Annotated in this window: 16 protein-coding genes; 15 read left to right on the top strand and 1 reads right to left on the bottom strand. The window is 70.6% G+C overall.

Annotated elements, in window-relative coordinates; genetic code table 11:
• Positions 1–66 precede the first annotated feature (66 nt).
• The 13 genes from ACZ44S_RS26955 (at position 67) to ACZ44S_RS26895 (ending at position 14,292) form a co-directional block, all read left to right on the top strand.
• Positions 67–1,587, top strand: a complete 1,521-nt coding sequence (locus tag ACZ44S_RS26955; protein WP_466933357.1) for a UDP-N-acetylmuramoyl-L-alanyl-D-glutamate--2,6-diaminopimelate ligase — start codon at positions 67–69, stop codon at positions 1,585–1,587.
• 4 nt (positions 1,588–1,591) lie between these two features.
• Positions 1,592–3,007: a UDP-N-acetylmuramoyl-tripeptide--D-alanyl-D-alanine ligase gene (locus ACZ44S_RS26950; protein ID WP_466933355.1), complete on the top strand. Its 1,416-nt coding sequence runs from the start codon at positions 1,592–1,594 to the stop codon at positions 3,005–3,007.
• A complete protein-coding gene (gene mraY, locus ACZ44S_RS26945) occupies positions 3,004–4,077 on the top strand; it encodes a phospho-N-acetylmuramoyl-pentapeptide-transferase (RefSeq protein ID WP_466933353.1) in 1,074 nt (357 codons plus the stop codon). Before ACZ44S_RS26950 ends, mraY begins: the two co-directional genes overlap by 4 nt.
• The gene (gene murD / locus ACZ44S_RS26940; RefSeq protein WP_466933351.1) at positions 4,059–5,477 is read left to right on the top strand and encodes a UDP-N-acetylmuramoyl-L-alanine--D-glutamate ligase; all 1,419 of its coding nucleotides are present in this window, start codon (positions 4,059–4,061) and stop codon (positions 5,475–5,477) included. Before mraY ends, murD begins: the two co-directional genes overlap by 19 nt.
• A gap of 272 nt (positions 5,478–5,749) precedes the next feature.
• On the top strand, positions 5,750–7,102 hold the full coding sequence (gene ftsW / locus ACZ44S_RS26935; RefSeq protein ID WP_466933349.1) for a putative lipid II flippase FtsW: 1,353 nt from the start codon (positions 5,750–5,752) through the stop codon (positions 7,100–7,102).
• Between the two features lie 6 nt (positions 7,103–7,108).
• On the top strand, positions 7,109–8,203 hold the full coding sequence (gene murG / locus ACZ44S_RS26930; RefSeq protein ID WP_466933347.1) for an undecaprenyldiphospho-muramoylpentapeptide beta-N-acetylglucosaminyltransferase: 1,095 nt from the start codon (positions 7,109–7,111) through the stop codon (positions 8,201–8,203).
• Positions 8,204–8,228: 25 nt separating this feature from the next.
• On the top strand, positions 8,229–9,023 hold the full coding sequence (locus tag ACZ44S_RS26925; RefSeq protein ID WP_466933344.1) for a cell division protein FtsQ/DivIB: 795 nt from the start codon (positions 8,229–8,231) through the stop codon (positions 9,021–9,023).
• 279 nt (positions 9,024–9,302) lie between these two features.
• Entirely contained in the window at positions 9,303–10,496 is a 1,194-nt protein-coding gene (ftsZ, locus tag ACZ44S_RS26920; protein WP_466933342.1) for a cell division protein FtsZ, read from the top strand.
• Complete coding sequence (gene pgeF / locus ACZ44S_RS26915; RefSeq protein ID WP_466933340.1) at positions 10,493–11,221, top strand: peptidoglycan editing factor PgeF; 729 nt, start codon at positions 10,493–10,495, stop codon at positions 11,219–11,221. Before ftsZ ends, pgeF begins: the two co-directional genes overlap by 4 nt.
• A 6-nt stretch (positions 11,222–11,227) precedes the next feature.
• The gene (locus ACZ44S_RS26910; RefSeq protein WP_466933339.1) at positions 11,228–11,947 is read left to right on the top strand and encodes a YggS family pyridoxal phosphate-dependent enzyme; all 720 of its coding nucleotides are present in this window, start codon (positions 11,228–11,230) and stop codon (positions 11,945–11,947) included.
• A gap of 129 nt (positions 11,948–12,076) precedes the next feature.
• Positions 12,077–12,718 carry a cell division protein SepF gene (locus tag ACZ44S_RS26905; protein ID WP_190162050.1) on the top strand — a complete coding sequence of 214 codons (642 nt, stop codon included), beginning with the start codon at positions 12,077–12,079 and terminating at the stop codon, positions 12,716–12,718.
• A 49-nt stretch (positions 12,719–12,767) separates the two neighbouring features.
• Positions 12,768–13,058 carry a YggT family protein gene (locus ACZ44S_RS26900; protein ID WP_004932337.1) on the top strand — a complete coding sequence of 97 codons (291 nt, stop codon included), beginning with the start codon at positions 12,768–12,770 and terminating at the stop codon, positions 13,056–13,058.
• A 52-nt stretch (positions 13,059–13,110) separates the two neighbouring features.
• On the top strand, positions 13,111–14,292 hold the full coding sequence (locus tag ACZ44S_RS26895; RefSeq protein WP_466933336.1) for a DivIVA domain-containing protein: 1,182 nt from the start codon (positions 13,111–13,113) through the stop codon (positions 14,290–14,292).
• 222 nt (positions 14,293–14,514) lie between these two features.
• Here ACZ44S_RS26895 and ileS read toward each other — a convergent pair whose 3' ends face one another.
• A complete protein-coding gene (gene ileS, locus ACZ44S_RS26890; protein WP_466933334.1) occupies positions 14,515–17,658 on the bottom strand; it encodes an isoleucine--tRNA ligase in 3,144 nt (1,047 codons plus the stop codon).
• A gap of 579 nt (positions 17,659–18,237) precedes the next feature.
• Here ileS and ACZ44S_RS26885 point away from each other — a divergent pair.
• The gene (locus tag ACZ44S_RS26885) at positions 18,238–19,464 is read left to right on the top strand and encodes a TraR/DksA family transcriptional regulator (RefSeq protein ID WP_466933332.1); all 1,227 of its coding nucleotides are present in this window, start codon (positions 18,238–18,240) and stop codon (positions 19,462–19,464) included.
• 65 nt (positions 19,465–19,529) lie between these two features.
• Positions 19,530–20,141, top strand: a complete 612-nt coding sequence (gene lspA, locus ACZ44S_RS26880; RefSeq protein WP_466933330.1) for a signal peptidase II — start codon at positions 19,530–19,532, stop codon at positions 20,139–20,141.
• Positions 20,142–20,165: the final 24 nt, after the last annotated feature.

The raw sequence follows: 20,165 nt of genomic DNA, 5'->3' as shown, positions 1-20,165 counted from the left end.
GGGCCCGGTACGCTCACCGCCGTGCCACACGCTGATCAGTCCCAATCCACCCAGAAGGGCCACCCCGTGACATATCCGGGACCGCCCCGGCCGGTTCAGGTCTCCGCCACACCCCTCGCGGAACTCGCCGGTCAGCTGGGCACCCCCGCGCCGGAACGGACCGCCGAGGTCACGGGCATCACCCATGACTCGCGCGCCGTCCGCCCGGGCGACCTGTACGCAGCCCTCCCCGGCGCCCGCGCCCACGGCGCCGACTTCGTCACCCAGGCCGCCGGCCTCGGCGCGGTCGCCGTGCTGACCGACCCGTCCGGCGTCGAGCGCGTCGCCCGGACCGGACTGCCGGCGCTGGTGGTGGACGACCCCCGCGCGCGGATGGGCGAGCTGGCCGCCACCATCTACGGCCATCCGGGCCGCGATCTGCTCCAGATCGGCATCACCGGCACCTCGGGCAAGACCACCACCGCCTATCTGGTCGAGGGCGGCCTGAAGACCGTCCGGAGCACCGGTCTGATCGGCACCGTGGAGATGCGCATCGGCGACGAGCGCATCAAGTCCGAACGCACCACGCCCGAGGCCACCGACCTCCAGGCGCTGTTCGCCGTCATGCGTGAGCGCGGCACCGACGCGGTCGCCATGGAGGTCTCCAGCCACGCCCTGGTCCTCGGGCGGGTCGACGGCTGTGTCTTCGACATCGCCGTCTTCACCAACCTCAGCCCGGAGCACATGGAGTTCCACTCCGGGATGGAGGACTACTTCCAGGCCAAGGCGCAGCTGTTCACGCCCGCCCGCAGCAGGCTCGGCGTGGTCAACGTGGACGACGAGTACGGCCGCCGCCTCGCCAAGGAGGCAGGCGTCCCGGTCGTCACCTACTCCGCCGAGGGCCACCCCGACGCCGACTGGCGCGCCGAGGACGTCGAGGTCGGCCCGCTGGACTCGACGTTCACCGTCGTCGGCCCCAAGGACGAGCGGGTCACCGCCCGCTCCCCGCTGCCGGGCCCCTTCAACGTGGCCAACACCCTCGCCGCGGTCGTCGCCCTCGCCGCCGCCGGCCTCGACCCGCAGGCCGCCGCCGACGGCGTCGCCGCCGTGCCGGGCGTGCCCGGCCGGCTCGAGCGCGTCGACGTGGGCCAGCCGTACCTGGCGGTCGTCGACTACGCCCACAAGACCGACGCGGTGGAATCGGTGCTGCGCGCCCTGCGCAAGGTCACCGAGGGCCGGGTGCACGTCGTGCTCGGTTGCGGCGGCGACCGCGACACGACCAAGCGGGAGCCCATGGGCGCCGCCGTCGCGCGGCTCGCCGACACCGCCGTACTGACCTCCGACAACCCCCGCTCCGAGGACCCCCTGGCGATCCTCGCCGCCATGCTCCAGGGCGCGGCCTCCGTGCCCGCCCACGAGCGCGGCGAGGTGCAGGTCTTCGAGGACCGGGCCGCCGCGATCGCCGCCGCCGTCGCCCGGGCCGAGCCCGGCGACACGGTGCTGGTCGCGGGCAAGGGCCACGAGCAGGGACAGGACATCGCCGGGGTGGTGCGTCCCTTCGACGACCGCCAGGTGCTTCGCGAAGCCATCAAGAAGACCCAGGGATGAACTTGTGATCGCCCTCTCCCTCGCCGAGATCGCAGAAGTCGTCGGCGGGCAGACGCACGACATACCGGACCCGTCCGTGCAGGTCACCGGGCCGGTGGTCCGGGACTCGCGGGAGGCGGGCCCCGGCAGCCTGTTCGTCGCCTTCGTCGGCGAGCGCGTGGACGGACACGACTACGCGGCCGCGGTCGTCGAGGCGGGAGCGGCCGCCGTGCTGGCCTCCCGCCCCGTCGGCGTGCCCGCGATCGTCGTGGAGGACGTCCAGGCCGCGCTCGGGGCCCTCGCCCGGCATGTCGTCGGCCGGCTCGGCGCCACCCTCGTCGCGCTGACCGGATCGGCCGGCAAGACCAGTACCAAGGACCTCATCGCCCAGGTGCTGCGGAGCAAGGCGCCGACCGTCTTCACCCCCGGATCCCTCAACAACGAGATCGGGCTGCCGCTCACCGCGCTCACCGCCACCGAGGAGACGAAGTTCCTCGTGCTGGAGATGGGAGCGCGCGGAATCGGCCATATCCGGTACCTCACCGGTCTGACCCCGCCGAGGGTCGGTCTGGTCCTGAACGTCGGCTCCGCCCACATCGGGGAGTTCGGCGGCCGGGAGCAGATCGCCGAGGCCAAGGGCGAACTGGTCGAGGCCCTGCCCCCGGCCGAGGAGGGGGGCGCCGCGATCCTCAACGCGGACGACCCCTTCGTCAGGGCCATGGCCGCCCGTACGAAGGCGAAGGTGATCCTTTTCGGAGAGTCCGACGAAGCGGACGTCTCCGCCGAGAACGTGCGACTCACGGACAGCGGACAGCCCTCCTTCAGGCTTCACACACCCTCCGGTGCATCCGATGTGACCATGCGCCTGTACGGTGAGCATCACGTGTCGAACGCGCTCGCCGCGGCCGCCGTCGCCCACGAGTTGGGCATGTCCGCAGACGAGATCGCCCGCGCGCTCTCCGAGGCGGGCTCCCTCTCCCGCTGGCGGATGGAGGTCACCGAGCGCCCGGACGGCGTGACGGTCGTCAACGACGCCTACAACGCGAACCCCGAGTCCATGAAGGCCGCGCTGCGCGCGCTGGTGGCCATGGGCAAAGGGCGTCGTACGTGGGCGGTGCTCGGCAAGATGGCCGAGCTCGGGGACGAGGCGCTCGCCGAGCACGACGCGGTCGGACGGCTCGCCGTCCGGCTCAACGTCAGCAAGCTCGTCGCGGTCGGGGGCAGGGAAGCCGCCTGGCTGCAACTGGGCGCATATAACGAGGGTTCGTGGGGTGAGGAGTCGGTGCACGTGTCCGACGCACAGGCGGCGGTCGACCTGTTGCGCAGCCAATTGCGCCCGGGAGACGTCGTTCTCGTGAAGGCGTCCCGTTCGGTCGGACTCGAGAGCGTGGCGCAGGCGCTGCTCGAGACCGGTGCCGAGGGTGAGGTCGCAGCCCGATGATGAATCAGATCCTGTTCTCAGGAGTCATTGGCCTCTTCCTGACGCTGGTCGGCACCCCGCTGCTGATCAAGCTGCTCGCCCGCAAGGGGTACGGGCAGTACATCCGCGACGACGGCCCGCGCGAGCACGCCAGCAAGCGCGGTACGCCGACGATGGGCGGTATCGCCTTCATCCTGGCGACGGTCGCCGCCTACTTCCTGTCGAAGCTCATCACCGGCAAGCCGCCGACCTACTCCGGTGTGCTGGTGCTCGGCCTGATGGTCGGCATGGGCCTGGTCGGCTTCCTCGACGACTACATCAAGATCGTCAAGCGGCGTTCGCTGGGTCTGCGGGCCAAGGCGAAGATGGCCGGACAGCTCCTCGGCGGTATCGCCTTCGCGGTGCTCTCGCTCCAGTTCGCGGACGCCCGCGGCAACACCCCGGCCTCCACCAAGCTGTCGTTCATCACGGACTTCGGCTGGACCATCGGCCCGGTGCTGTTCGTCGTCTGGGCGCTGTTCATGATCCTCGCGATGTCGAACGGCGTGAACCTCACCGACGGTCTCGACGGTCTCGCCACCGGTGCCTCCGTCCTGGTCTTCGGCGCCTACACCTTCATCGGCGTCTGGCAGTGGCAGGAGTCCTGCGCCAACGCCGGAACCCTGACCAACCCGGGTGCCTGTTACGAGGTCCGTGACCCGCTCGACCTGGCGGTGGTCTCCGCCGCGCTGATGGGCAGCTGCCTGGGCTTCCTCTGGTGGAACACCTCGCCCGCCAAGATCTTCATGGGCGACACCGGTTCGCTGGCGCTCGGCGGTGTGCTCGCGGGTCTCGCGATCTGCTCCCGCACCGAGCTGCTGCTGGCGATCCTCGGCGGTCTGTTCGTCCTCATCACCATGTCGGTGGTCATCCAGGTCGGCTCGTTCCGGCTCACCGGGAAGCGCGTCTTCCGGATGGCGCCGCTCCAGCACCACTTCGAACTCAAAGGCTGGTCCGAAGTCCTTGTGGTGGTCCGCTTCTGGATCATCCAGGGCATCTGTGTGATCGTCGGACTGGGCCTCTTCTACGCGGGATGGGCAGCGGACAAGTGACCGACTGGCAGGGGAAGAACGTCACCGTCGCCGGACTCGGCGTCTCCGGCGTCCCGGCGGCCAAGGTGCTGCACGGGCTCGGCGCGAAGGTGACCGTCGTCAACGACGGCGACGACGCACGCGCGCGGGAGCAGGCGGCGGAACTGGAGGCGCTCGGCGTCACCGTGCGCCTCGGTGACGGCGCCACCCTGCCCGACGGCACCGAACTGATCGTCACCGCCCCGGGATGGAAGCCGGACAAGCCGCTCTTCGCGGCGGCGGACGCGGCCGGGGTGCCGGTGTGGGGCGACGTCGAACTCGCCTGGCGGCTCAGGAAGCCGGGCGCGGCCCCCTGGCTCGCGGTCACCGGCACCAACGGCAAGACCACCACCGTCCAGATGCTCGCCTCCATCCTGAAGGCGGCCGGCCTGCGCACCGCGGCCGTCGGCAACATCGGCGTCTCCCTCCTCGACGCGGTGCTCGGCGAGGAGGAGTACGACGTGCTCGCCGTGGAGCTGTCCAGCTACCAGCTCCACTGGGCGCCGTCCCTGCGCGCCCACTCCGCGGCGGTGCTCAACCTCGCCCCCGACCACCTGGACTGGCACGGCTCCATGGAGGCGTACGCCAAGGACAAGGGCCGCGTCTACGAGGGCAATCGCGTCGCCTGCGTCTACAACGTGGCCGACAAGGCCACCGAGGACCTGGTCCGCGAGGCCGACGTCGAGGAGGGCTGCCGCGCCGTCGGCTTCACGCTGGGCACCCCGGGCCCCTCCCAACTCGGCGTCGTGGAGGGCCTTCTGGTCGACCGAGCCTTCGTCGAGAACCGGCACAAGAACGCCCAGGAGCTCGCCGAGGTCTCCGACGTCAGGCCTCCGGCCCCGCACAACGTCGCCAACGCCCTTGCGGCCGCCGCCCTGGCGCGCGCCTACGGGGTGCCCGCGGGCGCCGTACGGGACGGACTGCGGGCCTTCACCCCGGACGCCCACCGCATCGCGCACGTCGCCGACCTGGACGGCGTCGCCTACGTCGACGACTCCAAGGCGACCAACACCCACGCCGCCGGGGCCTCGTTGGCCGCCTACGAGTCGATCGTGTGGATCGCCGGCGGCCTCGCCAAGGGCGCCACCTTCGACGAGCTGGTCGCGGACTCGTCGAAGCGGCTGCGCGGTGCCGTGCTGATCGGCAGGGACCGGGCCCTGATCCGCGAAGCCCTCGCGCGACACGCCCCGGAAGTACCCGTCGTCGACCTCGACCGGACCGACACTGGGGCGATGCTCCAGGCTGTCCAGGAGGCGAAGCGGCTCGCACGGCCCGGCGACACGGTACTGCTGGCCCCCGCCTGCGCCTCGATGGACATGTTCGCCAACTACAACAAGCGCGGTGACGCGTTCGCACAGGCGGTGCGCGAGCTCGGCGCCTGACCCCCGGCCGCCTGGCGCCGGGCGATCTTGGGAGGGACGCGTGGGACCGTCTAGGGCCTGTCGTTCGGATCATGCCGCAGGGAACCGGCGGTGCCCTGTCAGCACCGTGAGCGTGGCCTGGTGCGTGCGGCTGCAAGGCGGGGGAGGGCGCCGGGGCGGAGCCCTGGCAACCGACGGCAACGCGGCAGATACGCGTGCCAGGCCCCGCGTCTGCGACGTGATCCGGACGACAGGCCCTGGAGCCTGTGGTCCGGCAAGGGGCGGAGGCCGGGATGCCCGGTAGCCGTACCGGCCGCCCGCCCGTGCAGCGGGCCGCCCGGGGGTCCGTCGTCCCCGGCCCGCCGCGCGAGAACCCCGTGCGCACCCTCGTCACCAGGGCGCGCAGGGCCTGGGACCGTCCGCTGACCGCCTACTACCTGATCCTCGGCGGCAGTCTGCTGATCACCGTGCTGGGTCTGGTGATGGTGTATTCGGCCTCCCAGATCACGGCGCTGCAGATGTCGCTGCCGGGCTCGTACTTCTTCCGCAAGCAGCTCCTGGCGGCCGTGATCGGCGCCGTACTGCTGCTGGTGGCCTCCCGGATGCCGGTGAAGCTGCACCGTGCGCTGGCCTATCCCATCCTCGCGGGCGCCGTCTTCCTGATGGCCCTGGTGCAGGTGCCGGGGATAGGAGTCGCGGTCAACGGCAACCAGAACTGGATCGCCCTCGGCAGCTCCTTCCAGCTGCAGCCCAGTGAGTTCGGCAAGCTCGCGCTGGTGCTGTGGGGCGCCGATCTGCTGGCCCGCAAGCAGGACAAGCGGCTGCTGACCCAGTGGAAGCACATGCTGGTGCCGCTGGTGCCGGCCGCCTTCATGCTGCTCGGGCTGATCATGCTGGGCGGCGACATGGGGACGGCGATCATCCTCACCGCGGTCCTGTTCGGCCTGCTCTGGCTGGCTGGAGCACCGACGCGGCTGTTCGTCGGTGTACTGTCCGTCGCCGCGCTGCTCGGTGCGATCCTCATCCGCACCAGCCCCAACCGCATGGCCCGGCTCGCCTGTCTCGGCGCCACCGAACCGCAGTCGGGCCCGGTGGACTGCTGGCAGGCCGTGCACGGGATCTACGCCCTCGCCTCCGGCGGCATCTTCGGTTCCGGGCTCGGTGCGAGCGTGGAGAAATGGGGCCAACTGCCCGAAGCGCACACGGACTTCATCTTCGCCGTCACCGGTGAGGAACTGGGCCTGGCGGGGACGCTGTCGGTACTCGCCCTCTTCGCGGCTCTAGGCTATGCGGGTATCCGCGTGGCCGGACGCACGGAGGACCCCTTCGTGAGGTATGCCGCGGGAGGCGTGACCACCTGGATCATGGCCCAGGCCGTGATCAACATCGGTGCGGTGCTCGGCCTGCTGCCGATCGCCGGTGTCCCGCTCCCGCTGTTCTCCTACGGAGGGTCCGCCCTGCTGCCGACCATGTTCGCCATCGGGCTGCTGATCGCCTTCGCGCGTGAGGATCCCGCTGCGCGGATGGCGCTTGCGATGCGGCAACCCCGCTTTGGTAAAAAGCGGATCGGGGGTTCTCAGCGGCCCCGGAGATGGAACACGATGCGACGGCGCGCCCCGAGGGTGCGTTCGTCCGGAGAGCGGTGAATTTCGGTGCATGTCGTACTCGCCGGCGGAGGAACCGCGGGCCACATCGAGCCCGCGCTCGCCCTCGCGGACGCCCTGCGCAGGCAGGATCCGACCGTGGGCATCACGGCCCTGGGCACGGAGCGCGGCCTCGAGACCCGTCTCGTACCCGAGCGCGGGTACGAGCTGGCGCTGATCCCCGCCGTACCGCTGCCACGCAAGCCCACCCCCGAGCTGATCACCGTCCCGGGCCGGCTGCGCGGCACCATCAAGGCGACCGAGCAGATCCTGGAGCGCACCAAGGCGGACGCCGTGGTGGGCTTCGGCGGCTACGTCGCCCTGCCCGGCTACCTCGCGGCCAAGCGGCTCGGCGTGCCGATCGTGATCCACGAGGCCAACGCCCGGCCCGGTCTGGCCAACAAGATCGGCTCGCGCTACGCGGCCCAGGTCGCCGTCTCCACGCCCGACAGCAAGCTGCGCAACGCCCGCTACATCGGCATCCCGCTGCGCCGCTCCATCGCCACCCTCGACCGGGCCGCCGTCCGCCCGGAAGCCCGCGCCGCGTTCGGGCTCGACCCCAACCTGCCGACGCTGCTGGTCACCGGCGGCTCGCAGGGCGCCCGTCGGCTCAACGAGGTCGTCCAGCAGGTCGCTCCGTGGCTCCAGCAGGCCGGTATCCAGATCCTGCACGCGGTCGGACCGAAGAACGAACTGCCGCAGGTGCAGCAGATGCCGGGCATGCCCCCCTACATCCCGGTAAGTTACCTGGACCGGATGGATCTCGCGTACGCCGCTGCCGACATGATGCTCTGCCGCGCGGGCGCGATGACCGTCGCCGAACTCTCCGCCGTCGGGCTCCCGGCCGCCTATGTGCCGCTGCCCATCGGCAACGGCGAACAGCGGCTCAACGCCCAGCCGGTGGTCAAGGCCGGCGGCGGACTGCTGGTCGACGACGCGGAACTGACGCCGGAGTGGGTGCAGCAGAACGTGCTGCCGGTGCTCGCCGACCCGCACCGGCTGTACGAGATGTCCCGCGCCGCCGCCGAGTTCGGCCGCCGGGACGCCGACGACCTGCTCGTCGGCATGGTGTACGAGGCGATCGCCGCCCGTGCACACCGTTAGACGCGTATGACGGAAGGCAGGGAGCGTGGCCGGATCGACCACCGCGGAGCGCGGTGAACGCAAGCGGGAGTCGTCCGGCCCGCCGCCCGTCAGGCGGTTCGGGCGACGGCGTCTTCGTCGGATCATCGCATCGGCCGTTGTCCTGGTGTTCCTCGGCAGCGGGGCGTTCTGGCTGCTGTACGGGTCGGACCTGGTGCGTGTGGAGCGGGTCTCCGTGTCGGGCACCGGGGTGCTGACACCTGCCCAGGTGCGCGAAGCCGCCGACGTTCCCCTCGGGGAACAGCTGATCTCCGTCGACACCGAGGCGATCGAGGCCCGGCTCGCCAAGGCATTGCCCCGAATTGACACGATTGACGTGGTCCGTTCCTGGCCGCACGAAATCACGCTGAACGTTACGGAACGCACCCCCGTTCTCCTCATCCACAAAGCGGGAAAGTTCATCGAAGTGGATGACGAAGGTGTCCGGTTCGCCACGGTTTCCAAGGCTCCCAAAGGCGTGGCCCAGCTGAAATGGGAGGCGTCCGGCAGCGGTTCCACGGCGGCGAGTCTGCGCCGCTTCGGCGAGGACCGGCTGACGCGGGAGGCGGTGCGGGTGGCGGGCGCCCTTCCGGACTCCGTGGCGCGGGCGACGCGGAGCGTCAAGGTCCGTTCCTACGACGACATCTCGCTGGAACTGGCGGACGGCCGTACGGTCGACTGGGGAAGCAGTGAGAAGGGTGCCGCCAAGGGCCGTACTCTCACCGCGCTGATGAAAGCGGAGCCCCGCGCACGGCACTTCGACGTCAGCGTTCCCACCGCTCCGGCGTCATCAGGGAGTTGACGCGCATCAGTGCAGGCCAGCACCCTGGTTGGGCAGCGCTACGGCTGATCACATAGGGTGAAAAGAAAAACGGGAGGTTCGGCGTGTTCGTTGAACGTGCGCCACTTGTCGACTTAGTGTCCTGTTCAGAAGACTCCAGGGAACAGACACACTGGTAACCCTAAACTTCACCGTTAGGGTTCGGGTCGGCGATACGGACCGTCCCATTCGGCATCAGTCGTCGGACCGCGGCGCACCCGCGAGAAGGCGACACGTAACTCGAGGCGAGAGGCCTTCGACGTGGCAGCACCGCAGAACTACCTCGCAGTCATCAAAGTCATCGGTGTCGGCGGCGGTGGTGTCAATGCCATCAACCGGATGATCGAGGTCGGTCTCAAGGGCGTCGAGTTCATCGCCATCAACACCGACGCGCAAGCTCTGTTGATGAGCGACGCCGACGTCAAGCTCGACGTCGGCCGTGAACTCACCCGCGGACTCGGCGCCGGAGCCAACCCGGCCGTCGGCCGCAAGGCCGCCGAGGACCACCGCGAGGAGATCGAGGAGGTCCTCAAGGGGGCCGACATGGTCTTCGTGACGGCCGGTGAGGGCGGCGGCACCGGCACCGGCGGCGCGCCCGTCGTGGCCAACATCGCCCGCTCGCTCGGCGCCCTGACCATCGGCGTGGTCACCCGCCCGTTCACCTTCGAGGGACGGCGCCGTGCCAACCAGGCCGAGGACGGCATCGCCGAGCTCCGCGAAGAGGTCGACACCCTCATCGTGATCCCGAACGACCGGCTGCTGTCCATCTCCGACCGTCAGGTGTCGGTCCTCGACGCCTTCAAGTCGGCGGACCAGGTCCTGCTCTCCGGTGTCCAGGGCATCACCGACCTGATCACCACGCCCGGTCTGATCAACCTCGACTTCGCCGACGTCAAGTCGGTGATGTCCGAGGCCGGGTCCGCCCTGATGGGCATCGGCTCGGCCCGCGGCGACGACCGCGCGGTGGCCGCCGCCGAGATGGCCATCTCCTCGCCGCTGCTGGAAGCCTCCATCGACGGCGCCCGCGGCGTGCTGCTCTCCATCTCGGGCGGCAGTGACCTCGGTCTCTTCGAGATCAACGAGGCCGCCCAGCTGGTCAGCGAGGCCGCCCACCCCGAAGCCAACATCATCTTCGGTGCGGTGATCGACGACGCGCTCGGCGACGAGGTCCGGGTCACCGTGATCGCCGCCGGATTCGACGGCGGTCAGCCGCCCTCCAAACGGGACAACGTCCTTGGCTCGTCCTCGGCCAAGCGCGAGGAGCCGGCCCCGGCCCGGCAGCCCGAGAGCCGCCCGTCCTTCGGCTCGCTCGGCAGCGTCACGCCGAAGGAGGACCCGGAGCCGGTGGCCCCGGAGCCGGCGAACGACATCCCGGTCGCCCAGCCCCCGGTCCCGCCGTCGCGCAGCTACGACAGCGCGGCCGAGGAGCTGGACGTGCCGGACTTCCTGAAGTGATAGGACGGCGCGAGAGCGTGAGCGGCGCGCACTTCGCCTTCACCGACCGGTGGGGCGGGGTGAGCGCCGCTCCGTATGAGGAGCTCAATCTCGGCGGAGCCGTCGGCGACGACCCCGACGCCGTACGCACCAACCGCGACCTGACCGCCAGGTCCCTCGGCGTGGACCCGGCCCGCGTGGTCTGGATGAACCAGGTGCACGGGGCCGACGCCGTCGTGGTCGACGAACCCTGGGGCGACCGCCCGGTCCTTGAGGTCGACGCGATCGTCACCGCCCGGCGGGGACTCGCCCTCGCGGTGCTCACCGCCGACTGCGTGCCGGTGCTGCTCGCCGACCCCGTGGCCAAGGTGGCTGCCGCCGCCCACGCGGGCCGGCCCGGACTGGTCGCCGGGGTGGTTCCCGCGGCCGTACGGGCCATGACCGGACTCGGCGCCGAGCCGGCCCGGATCGTCGTCCGCACCGGACCCGCCGTGTGCGGCCGGTGCTACGAGGTGCCCGGGGCGATGCGTGCCGAGGTGGCCGCCGTCGAACCGGCGGCGCACGCCGAGACGAGCTGGGGCACGCCGGCGGTCGACGTGGCCGCGGGTGTGCACGCCCAGCTCGAACGGCTGGGCGTGCGCGACCGGGAGCAGTCGCCGGTGTGCACGCTGGAGTCGGCGGATCACTTCTCGTACCGCCGTGACCGCACCACGGGGCGGCTCGCGGGTTATGTGTGGCTGGACTGATGGGACATGACGGACCGTAAGGGCGAACTCGCCTCGAACCTGGCGAGAGTGGAGGAGCGGATCACCGCGGCGTGCGCCGCTGCCGGACGGGCGCGCGACGAGGTGACCCTCATCGTGGTCACCAAGACGTACCCCGCGAGCGATGTGCGGATCCTGTCGGAACTCGGTGTGCGCCATGTCGCCGAGAACCGCGACCAGGATGCCGCCCCCAAGGCGGCGGAGTGTGCGGATCTGCCCCTTACGTGGCACTTCGTCGGTCAGCTTCAGACCAACAAGGTGCGTTCGGTGGTCGGTTATGCCGATCTGGTGCAGTCGGTCGACCGTTCCCGGCTGGTGACGGCCCTCTCCAAGGAGGCCGTGCGGGCCGGCCGCGACATCGGCTGTCTGATCCAGGTGGCGTTCGACGCCGGCGCGAGCGGACGGGGTGAGCGCGGAGGCGTCGCGCCCGGCGGAGTCGAGGAGTTGGCCGGCCTGGTCGCCGGGGCCGAAGGGCTGCGGCTCGACGGACTCATGACCGTCGCCCCGCTCACCGGCGAGTACGCGGGACGGGAACGGGCGGCGTTCGAGCGGTTGATGGATTTGTCGACCGACCTGCGCCGGGCCCATCCGGCTGCGAACATGGTCTCGGCAGGGATGAGTGCGGACCTCGAACAGGCCGTGGCCGCCGGAGCGACACATGTGCGCGTCGGCAGTGCGGTACTCGGAGTCCGCCCCAGGCTCGGGTAACGTCGCCAAGAAGTCGGACCACAGCAGAAAATATGGTCAGTTCCGCCGAACAGCGGACGTAAAGACCTAGTGGATCGCGGGCACTTGGCGGTCGTCAGCGGATCCACCACAGAGCGGAGGACTCGGAGCATGGCCGGCGCGATGCGCAAGATGGCGGTCTACCTCGGCCTCGTGGAGGACGATGGGTACGACGGCCGCGGATTCGACCCAGACGACGACTTTGAACCCGAACTCGACCCGGAACCCGAGCGGGACCACCGGCGGCACGAACCGCCGCACCAGTCCCACGGCTCGCATCAGTCACAAAGGGACGAAGAGGTACGAGTCGTGCACCCTCCCGCGCCGCGCGAACCGGTCGCCCGATCCGCTTCGCTCGCCGCGGAATCGCCACGCCCGGCGCGGATCGCGCCCGTGGCATCCATCACACAAGAACGCGCAAGCCTGGAGAAGAACGCACCGGTGATCATGCCCAAGGTCGTGTCGGAACGAGAGCCTTACCGGATCACCACGCTTCACCCCCGGACCTACAACGAGGCCCGTACCATCGGGGAACACTTCCGTGAAGGCACTCCGGTGATCATGAATCTGACTGAGATGGATGACACAGACGCGAAGCGACTTGTCGACTTTGCGGCCGGTTTGGTGTTTGGTCTTCACGGCAGCATCGAGCGGGTGACGCAGAAGGTGTTCCTGTTGTCGCCTGCTAACGTCGATGTCACGGCGGAGGACAAGGCCCGCATCGCAGAGGGCGGGTTCTTCAACCAGAGCTGAGACGCAGGACCGGACCGAGCAGTGCACAGGGGAGAGGGAAAAGCAGGCCATGAGCGTGTTCGCGCAGGTGATCTACATCGCGCTGATGGTGTTCCTCATCGTGCTGATCTTCCGTTTGGTCATGGACTACGTGTTCCAGTTCGCCCGCTCATGGCAACCCGGCAAGGCGATGGTGGTCGTCCTGGAGGCCACCTACACTGTCACCGATCCACCGCTGAAGCTTCTGCGGCGGTTCATCCCGCCGCTGCGTCTCGGGGGCGTGGCGCTCGACCTGTCCTTCTTCGTCCTGATGATCATCGTCTACATCCTGATCTCGATCGTGGGCAATCTCGCGAGGTGACTGTGGACGATACGGTCTTGCCGACTGCCGATGACTACGTTGAGGTGAAGAGATGCCGTTGACCCCCGAGGACGTGCGGAACAAGCAGTTCACGACCGTCCGCCTCCGAGAAGGCTATGACGAGGACGAGGTCGATGCCTTCCTCGACGAGGTCGAAGCCGAACTGACGCGCCTGCTCCGCGAGAACGAGGACCTGCGCGCCAAACTGGCCGCGGCCACGCGCGCTGCTGCCCAGAACCAGCAGAACATGCGGAAGCCTCCCGAGCAGCAGGACCAGCAGCAACAGCAGGGGCCGCCGCAGGGCATGCCCCAGCAGGGGATGCCCCAGCAGGGCATGCGAGGTCCCGGCGCTCCCGTGCCCGCCGGCATATCGGGCCCGCCGCAGCAGCAGATGGGCGGCCCCATGGGTGGCCCGCCCCAGCTGCCGAGCGGTGCTCCTCAGCTGCCCGCCGGCCCCGGCGGACAGGGCGGCCCGCAGGGTCCCGGCCCCATGGGCCAGGGTCCCGGGCCGATGGGCCAGGGCGGCCCGATGGGCCAGGGCGGCCCGATGCAGGGGCAGATGGGCCCTGGCGGCCCGATGGGCGGTCCCATGGGCGGCCCCGGTCTTCCCGGTCAGGGAGGCCCCGGCGGCGACAGCGCCGCGCGGGTGCTGTCGCTGGCCCAGCAGACCGCCGACCAGGCGATCGCGGAGGCCCGTTCCGAGGCCAACAAGATCGTGGGCGAGGCGCGTTCGCGTGCCGAGGGTCTCGAGCGGGACGCCCGTGCCAAGGCCGACGCCCTGGAGCGGGACGCGCAGGAGAAGCACCGCGTCGCGATGGGCTCCCTGGAGTCCGCCCGCGCCACGCTGGAGCGCAAGGTCGAGGACCTGCGCGGCTTCGAGCGCGAGTACCGCACGCGGCTGAAGTCCTACCTGGAGTCGCAGCTGCGTCAGCTGGAGACCCAGGCGGACGACTCGCTCGCCCCGCCGCGCCAGCCCGCGAGTGCCGCGCCGTCGCTGCCGCCGTCCCCGGCGCCCTCGATGGCTCCGGCCGGTGCCGGTGCGCCGTCCTACGGCGGCAACCAGACGATGGGCGGCGGCCCCGGCGGTCCGTCCGGTCCGTCGTACGGCGGTCAGCAGCAGATGCAGCCGGCCATGACGCAGCCCATGGCGCCGGTGCGTCCGCAGGGCCCGTCGCCGATGGGCCAGGCGCCCTCGCCGATGCGCGGCTTCCTGATCGACGAGGACGACAACTGACGGCCCCTGTGGCCATGAATACGGCGTAGCAGTCGGCAGCGTTCAGGGCGGGGCCCCGGGTACACCAACCCGGGGCCCCGCCCTTTCGCTACGCGTGTTCACGGGGTTTGCGGTGTCTGTTCGGACCTGGGTGCGGTGTCCGACGTACGCAACGCCGAAGGCCCGGACCCACCAAGATTTTTCTCGGTGGGCCCGGGCCTTCGGGCAGGCGCTGCCCGGGTGTTACGCCTTGCGCAGGCGGAACGTCAGGGACAGCCCCTCGTCGGTGAACGGCGCGCCGTACGTGTCGTCCGCCTCGCCCCGGTCGAAGTCCGTGGCGAGAACCTCGTCGGCGATCAGCTGCGTGTGCTCCGTCACGGCGGAGACCGTCGCGGGATCGGTGGCCGTCCAGCGCAGGGCGATGCGGTCGGCCACGTCGAGGCCGCTGTTCTTGCGGGCCTCCTGGATCAGCCGGATCGCGTCACGGGCGAGGCCCGCCCGGCGCAGCTCCTCGGTGATCTCCAGATCGAGGGCGACCGTGGCACCGGCGTCGGACGCCACCGACCAGCCCTCGCGCGGGGTCTCCGTGATGATCACCTCGTCCGGGGCCAGGGTGATCGTCTCCCCGTCGACCTCCACCGAGGCGGTGCCCTCGCGCAGCGCCAGGGACAGGGCGGCGGCGTCCGCGTTCGCGACCGCCTTGGCCACGTCCTGGACCCGCTTGCCGAACCGCTTGCCCAGCGCGCGGAAGTTGGCCTTCGCCGTGGTGTCCACCAGCGAGCCGCCCACCTCGGACAGCGACGCCAGCGACTCGACGTTCAGCTCCTCGGTGATCTGGGTGTGCAGCTCCGGGTCGAGAGCGGTGAAGCCGCCCGCCGCGATCAGCGCGCGCTTCAGCGGCTGGCGGGTCTTCACGCCCGACTCCGCGCGGGTGGCCCGCCCCAGCTCCACCAGGCGCCGCACCAGCACCATCTGCTTCGACAGCTCCGGGTCGATCGCGGACAGGTCCGCCTCCGGCCAGGACGCCAGGTGCACCGACTCCGGGGCGCCCGGGGTGACCGGGACGACCAGGTCCTGCCAGACCCGCTCGGTGATGAACGGGGTCAGCGGGGCCATCAGCTTGGTGACCGTCTCCACGACCTCGTGCAAGGTGCGCAGCGCGGCCTTGTCGCCCTGCCAGAAGCGGCGGCGCGAACGGCGCACGTACCAGTTGGACAGGTCGTCGACGAACGCGGACAGCAGCTTGCCGGCCCGCTGGGTGTCGTAGCCGTCCAGCGCCTGGGTCACCTGGTCGGTGAGCGCGTGCAGTTCGGAAAGCAGCCAGCGGTCGAGCACGGGACGGTCGGCGGGAGCCGGGTCGGCCTCGCTCGGCGCCCAGTTCGACGTACGGGCGTACAGGGCCTGGAAGGCGACCGTGTTCCAGTACGTCAGCAGGGTCTTGCGGACGACCTCCTGGATGGTGCCGTGACCCACCCTGCGGGCCGCCCACGGGGAACCGCCGGCCGCCATGAACCAGCGGACCGCGTCGGCGCCGTGCTGCTCCATGAGCGGGATCGGCTGCAGGATGTTGCCCAGGTTCTTGGACATCTTGCGGCCGTCCTCGGCGAGGATGTGGCCCAGGCAGACGACGTTCTCGTACGACGACTTGTCGAAGACGAGCGTGCCGACCGCCATCAGCGTGTAGAACCAGCCGCGGGTCTGGTCGATGGCCTCGCAGATGAACTGCGCCGGGTAGCGGGCCTCGAACAGTTCCTTGTTCTTGTACGGGTAGCCCCACTGCGCGAACGGCATCGAGCCCGAGTCGTACCAGGCGTCGATGACCTCCGGTACGCGCGTGGCCGTCTTCCCGCAGCCGTCGTGGCGGCAGTCGAAGGTGACCTCGTCGATGAACGGGCGGTGCGGGTCGAGGGCGGACTGGTCGGTGCCGGTCAGCTCGGTGAGCTCGGTCCGGGAGCCGACGACCGTGAGGTGGTCGTCCTCGCAGCGCCAGATCGGCAGCGGGGTGCCCCAGTAGCGGTTGCGGGACAGCGCCCAGTCGATGTTGTTGTTCAGCCAGTCGCCGTACCGGCCGTTCTTGACCGTGTCCGGGAACCAGTTGGTGTTCTCGTTCTCCTGGAGCAGCCGGTCCTTGACGGCGGTGGTGCGGATGTACCACGACGGCTGTGCGTAGTAGAGCAGCGCGGTGTGGCAGCGCCAGCAGTGCGGATAGCTGTGCTCGTACGGGAGGTGCTTGAGGAGCAGGCCGCGCTGCTGGAGGTCCTCGGTGAGCTTCTCGTCGGCCTTCTTGAAGAAGACGCCGCCGATCAGGGGGACGTCCTCCTCGAACGTGCCGTCGGGGCGGACGGGGTTCACCACGGGCAGGCCGTAGGAGCGGCAGACCTTGAGGTCGTCCTCGCCGAAGGCGGGGGACTGGTGGACCAGACCGGTGCCGTCCTCGGTGGTGACGTAGTCGGCGTTGACGACGTAGTGCGCCGGCTCGGGGAACTCCACCAGCTCGAAGGGCCGCCGGTACGACCAGCGCTCCATCTCGGCGCCCGTGAACGACTGGCCGGTGGTCTCCCAGCCCTCGCCGAGCGCCTTGGCGAGCAGCGGCTCGGCGACGACCAGCTTCTCCTCGCCGTTCGTGGCGACGACGTAGGTGACCTCGGGGTGCGCGGCGACGGCCGTGTTGGAGACCAGGGTCCAGGGCGTGGTCGTCCAGACCACGAGCGCGGCCTCGCCGGCCAGCGGGCCGGAGGTGAGCGGGAAGCGGACGTAGACGGACGGGTCGACGACCGACTCGTAGCCCTGCGCCAGCTCGTGGTCGGACAGGCCGGTGCCGCAGCGGGGGCACCAGGGGGCGACGCGGTGGTCCTGCACCAGCAGGCCCTTGTTGAAGATCTCCTTCAGCGACCACCAGACGGACTCGATGTACTCGGGGTCCATCGTGCGGTACGGGTTCTGCAGGTCGGCCCAGTAGCCCATGCGGGTCGTGAGCTCTTCGAAGGCGTCGGTGTGGCGGGTCACGGACTCGCGGCACTTGGCGTTGAACTCGGCGATGCCGTACGCCTCGATGTCCTGCTTGCCGGAGAAGCCGAGCTCCTTCTCCACGGCCAGCTCCACGGGGAGGCCGTGGCAGTCCCAGCCCGCCTTGCGGGCCACGTGGTAGCCGCGCATGGTGCGGAAGCGGGGGAAGACGTCCTTGAAGACGCGGGCCTCGATGTGGTGGGCGCCGGGCATGCCGTTGGCGGTGGGCGGGCCCTCGTAGAACACCCACTCGGGGCGGCCCTCGGACTGCTCCAGGCTCTTGGCGAAGATCTTCTGCTCGCGCCAGAAGTCGAGCACCGCGTGCTCGAGCGCGGGCAGGTCGACCTGGGCTGGTACCTGGCGGTACGTCGGCGATGTCATCAGCGGGCTTCCTCCGGCGGACTTGCTGCCTTCCGTCCGGAGGGACGAGAGCTGTTTCGATCTCCACGCCGCCGTCGGCGCGCTCCCGCGGTACCACCCTCCTTGGCTCCCCGGTGCTTCGTCCGCTCCGGTGAGCCCCCTCATTGGGGTCGCGATGCCGGTTCTACCGCCCCGTACGGGGTTTCTTCCGGCGGCTCCGGGGTGATCTTCACGTCGCGCTCGCCCCCGGGCTCACACCGTCCCCGGGTCGCTCTGGGCTGCGTACGCCGCTACTCGTCCCCATCCACGCTTTTCGCTCCGCCCAGTGTACGGCGCGGCGCGGACAACGGCCGACGGTTTTTCGGTGGGCGTATGTCCTGGCATACCCCGAATGGGGAGGGTATGCGTGTTCGGATCCTCGGACGTGCGCCGGGTCGGCATACCCGGCGGGGAGCTGGGCACAACGGATGCAGGCTCGCCGCGCGGCGTCCGCGGGGCGGGGGAATCGGGCGGTGCGCCCCGTTGCCGCGGGACTCGAGTCGATTTATCGTCCCAGCACGATTCGCGTGCAAGATCACAATATGTGAAGGGGCCGCGGCCATGGTGGCGAAGAGGACCGCTGTACAGCAGTCGGCGCCGTCCGGCGAGCCCGGTCCGGCTCCGGGCGGCGACGCCCCCGAGGACATGGGAGGAAAGCCGCCCGCGGGTGTGTCGGGGGCGGGCCCCGCGAAACCGTCGCCCGGGGAGACCGCGGCCAAGAAGGCGCCGGCCAAGAAGGCGCCGGCCAAGAAGGCGGCCGCCAGGAAAGCGGCCTCGATGAGGGCGCCCGCGGGTGTCTCGGCGCAGGTGGCGCCTGCCGACGGGGCAGCACCGGAGGAGGCTCCGGCGCAGAAGTCGCCGGCCGGGAAGGCGGCGGGGGAGACGCCTGGCAAGAAGGCGGCGGGGAAGGCGCCCGGCAAGAAGGCGGCGGCGGGGAAGGCGTCCGTGAAGAAGGCGTCGGCCAAGAAGGCCGCCCCGAAGAAGACGTCGGCCAGGAAGGCCGCCTCCAAGAAGGCCCCGGCGAGGAAGACCCCCGGCCGATTGGCGGGCGCCGCTTCCGAATCGGTGGCATCCGGGCGGGGCGAGGCGCGCGAGGGGACGTCCGCGCGGGCGGTGCCGGCGGAGGAGGCGGCCGGGAAGGCGGGGGTGCGGGAGGGGGCTGCCGCGAGGCGCGGCGGCTCCGGCGGGGAGCGCGAGGGCGCTGGTGGGACCAGTGGGTCCACTCAGGATGTGGCCGGGCACAGCGCGGCCGATGACGCGGGCGCGGCCGAGGCCGCGGCGCAGACGGGAGTGACGACGGTGGGTGCGAAGAAGACCCCTGGCCCGGCGGCCACGGCGGCCACGGCGGCGAAGACCGCCGTACCCAAGGCCCGGATCGGCGCGGCGGAGCCGGGCGAGCTCGCGGTGCGCCCGGGCGAGGAGCCCTGGACTCCGGAAGAGGCCGAGGACGCCCGGGCCGAGCTGATGTCCGAGGTGCTGCGGCTGCGCGAGGAGATCGCCTCCTCCGAGCAGTCGCTGGCCGGCCTGATGCGGGACTCCGGCGACGGAGCGGGCGACGACGACGCCGACACCGGCACCAAGAACATCACGCGCGAGTACGAACTCGCGCTGGCCGCGAACGCGCGGGAGATGCTCAGCCAGTTCGAGCGCGCCCTCCAGCGCCTCGACGCCGGCACCTACGGCCTGTGCGAGAGCTGCGGCAACCCCATCGGAAAGGCCCGTATGCAGGCCTTCCCCCGGGCCACCCTGTGCGTCGAGTGCAAGCAGAAGCAGGAGCGCCGGTACTGATCGGCGGCCCCGCAGGCCGTGCCGTACCCTCGTCCTCAGTCAGGTACCTAGGCTGAGGGACTCACGTGGCAGAGGCGGAGCGCATCATCGGTACGCCGGACACCCCGGACGCGGACCGGGACGAGCAGGACCGGGACGGGCAGGGGCGGGCCGGCACCGACGGGACGGCGGCGGAGACCGAGCGGCCCCGCGGCAAGCGGCGGATCGCCGTGCTGTTCGCCGTCGCCGTCTTCGCCTATGCCCTCGATCTGATCAGCAAGATGATCGTGGTCGCCAAGCTGGAGCACCACGAGCCCATCGAGATCATCGGGGACTGGCTGAGGTTCGAGGCGATCCGCAACGCGGGCGCGGCCTTCGGTTTCGGCGAGGCCTTCACCGTGATCTTCACGGTGATCGCCGCGGCCGTGATCGTGGTGATCATCCGCCTCGCCCGCAAGCTCTACAGCCTGCCCTGGGCGATCGCGCTCGGCCTGCTCCTGGGCGGTGCCCTCGGCAACCTCACCGACCGGATCTTCCGCTCCCCGGGCGTCTTCGAGGGCGCGGTGGTCGACTTCATCGCGCCGAAGCACTTCGCCGTGTTCAACCTGGCGGACTCGGCGATCGTGTGCGGCGGCATCCTGATCGTGCTGCTGTCGTTCCGGGGCCTCGACCCGGACGGCACCGTCCACAAGGACTGAACGCGCGTACGGGGTTGCCGGACC

This window comes from Streptomyces malachitofuscus, assembly GCF_055571035.1.
Note: the sequence above shows the minus strand (reverse complement) of the source record. Positions and strands in the feature narration are given on the sequence as shown.

What these genes read in the sequence shown, in the direction of transcription:
- mraY (WP_466933353.1), top strand. Translation starts at nt 3,004, where the DNA reads ATGATGAATCAGATCCTGTTCTCAGGAGTCATTGGCCTCTTCCTGACG.
- murD (WP_466933351.1), top strand. Translation starts at nt 4,059, where the DNA reads ATGGGCAGCGGACAAGTGACCGACTGGCAGGGGAAGAACGTCACCGTC.
- ftsW (WP_466933349.1), top strand. Translation starts at nt 5,750, where the DNA reads ATGCCCGGTAGCCGTACCGGCCGCCCGCCCGTGCAGCGGGCCGCCCGG.
- ACZ44S_RS26910 (WP_466933339.1), top strand. Translation starts at nt 11,228, where the DNA reads ATGACGGACCGTAAGGGCGAACTCGCCTCGAACCTGGCGAGAGTGGAG.
- ACZ44S_RS26905 (WP_190162050.1), top strand. Translation starts at nt 12,077, where the DNA reads ATGGCCGGCGCGATGCGCAAGATGGCGGTCTACCTCGGCCTCGTGGAG.
- ACZ44S_RS26900 (WP_004932337.1), top strand. Translation starts at nt 12,768, where the DNA reads ATGAGCGTGTTCGCGCAGGTGATCTACATCGCGCTGATGGTGTTCCTC.
- ACZ44S_RS26895 (WP_466933336.1), top strand. Translation starts at nt 13,111, where the DNA reads ATGCCGTTGACCCCCGAGGACGTGCGGAACAAGCAGTTCACGACCGTC.
- ileS (WP_466933334.1), bottom strand. Translation starts at nt 17,658, where the DNA reads ATGACATCGCCGACGTACCGCCAGGTACCAGCCCAGGTCGACCTGCCC.
- ACZ44S_RS26885 (WP_466933332.1), top strand. Translation starts at nt 18,238, where the DNA reads ATGGTGGCGAAGAGGACCGCTGTACAGCAGTCGGCGCCGTCCGGCGAG.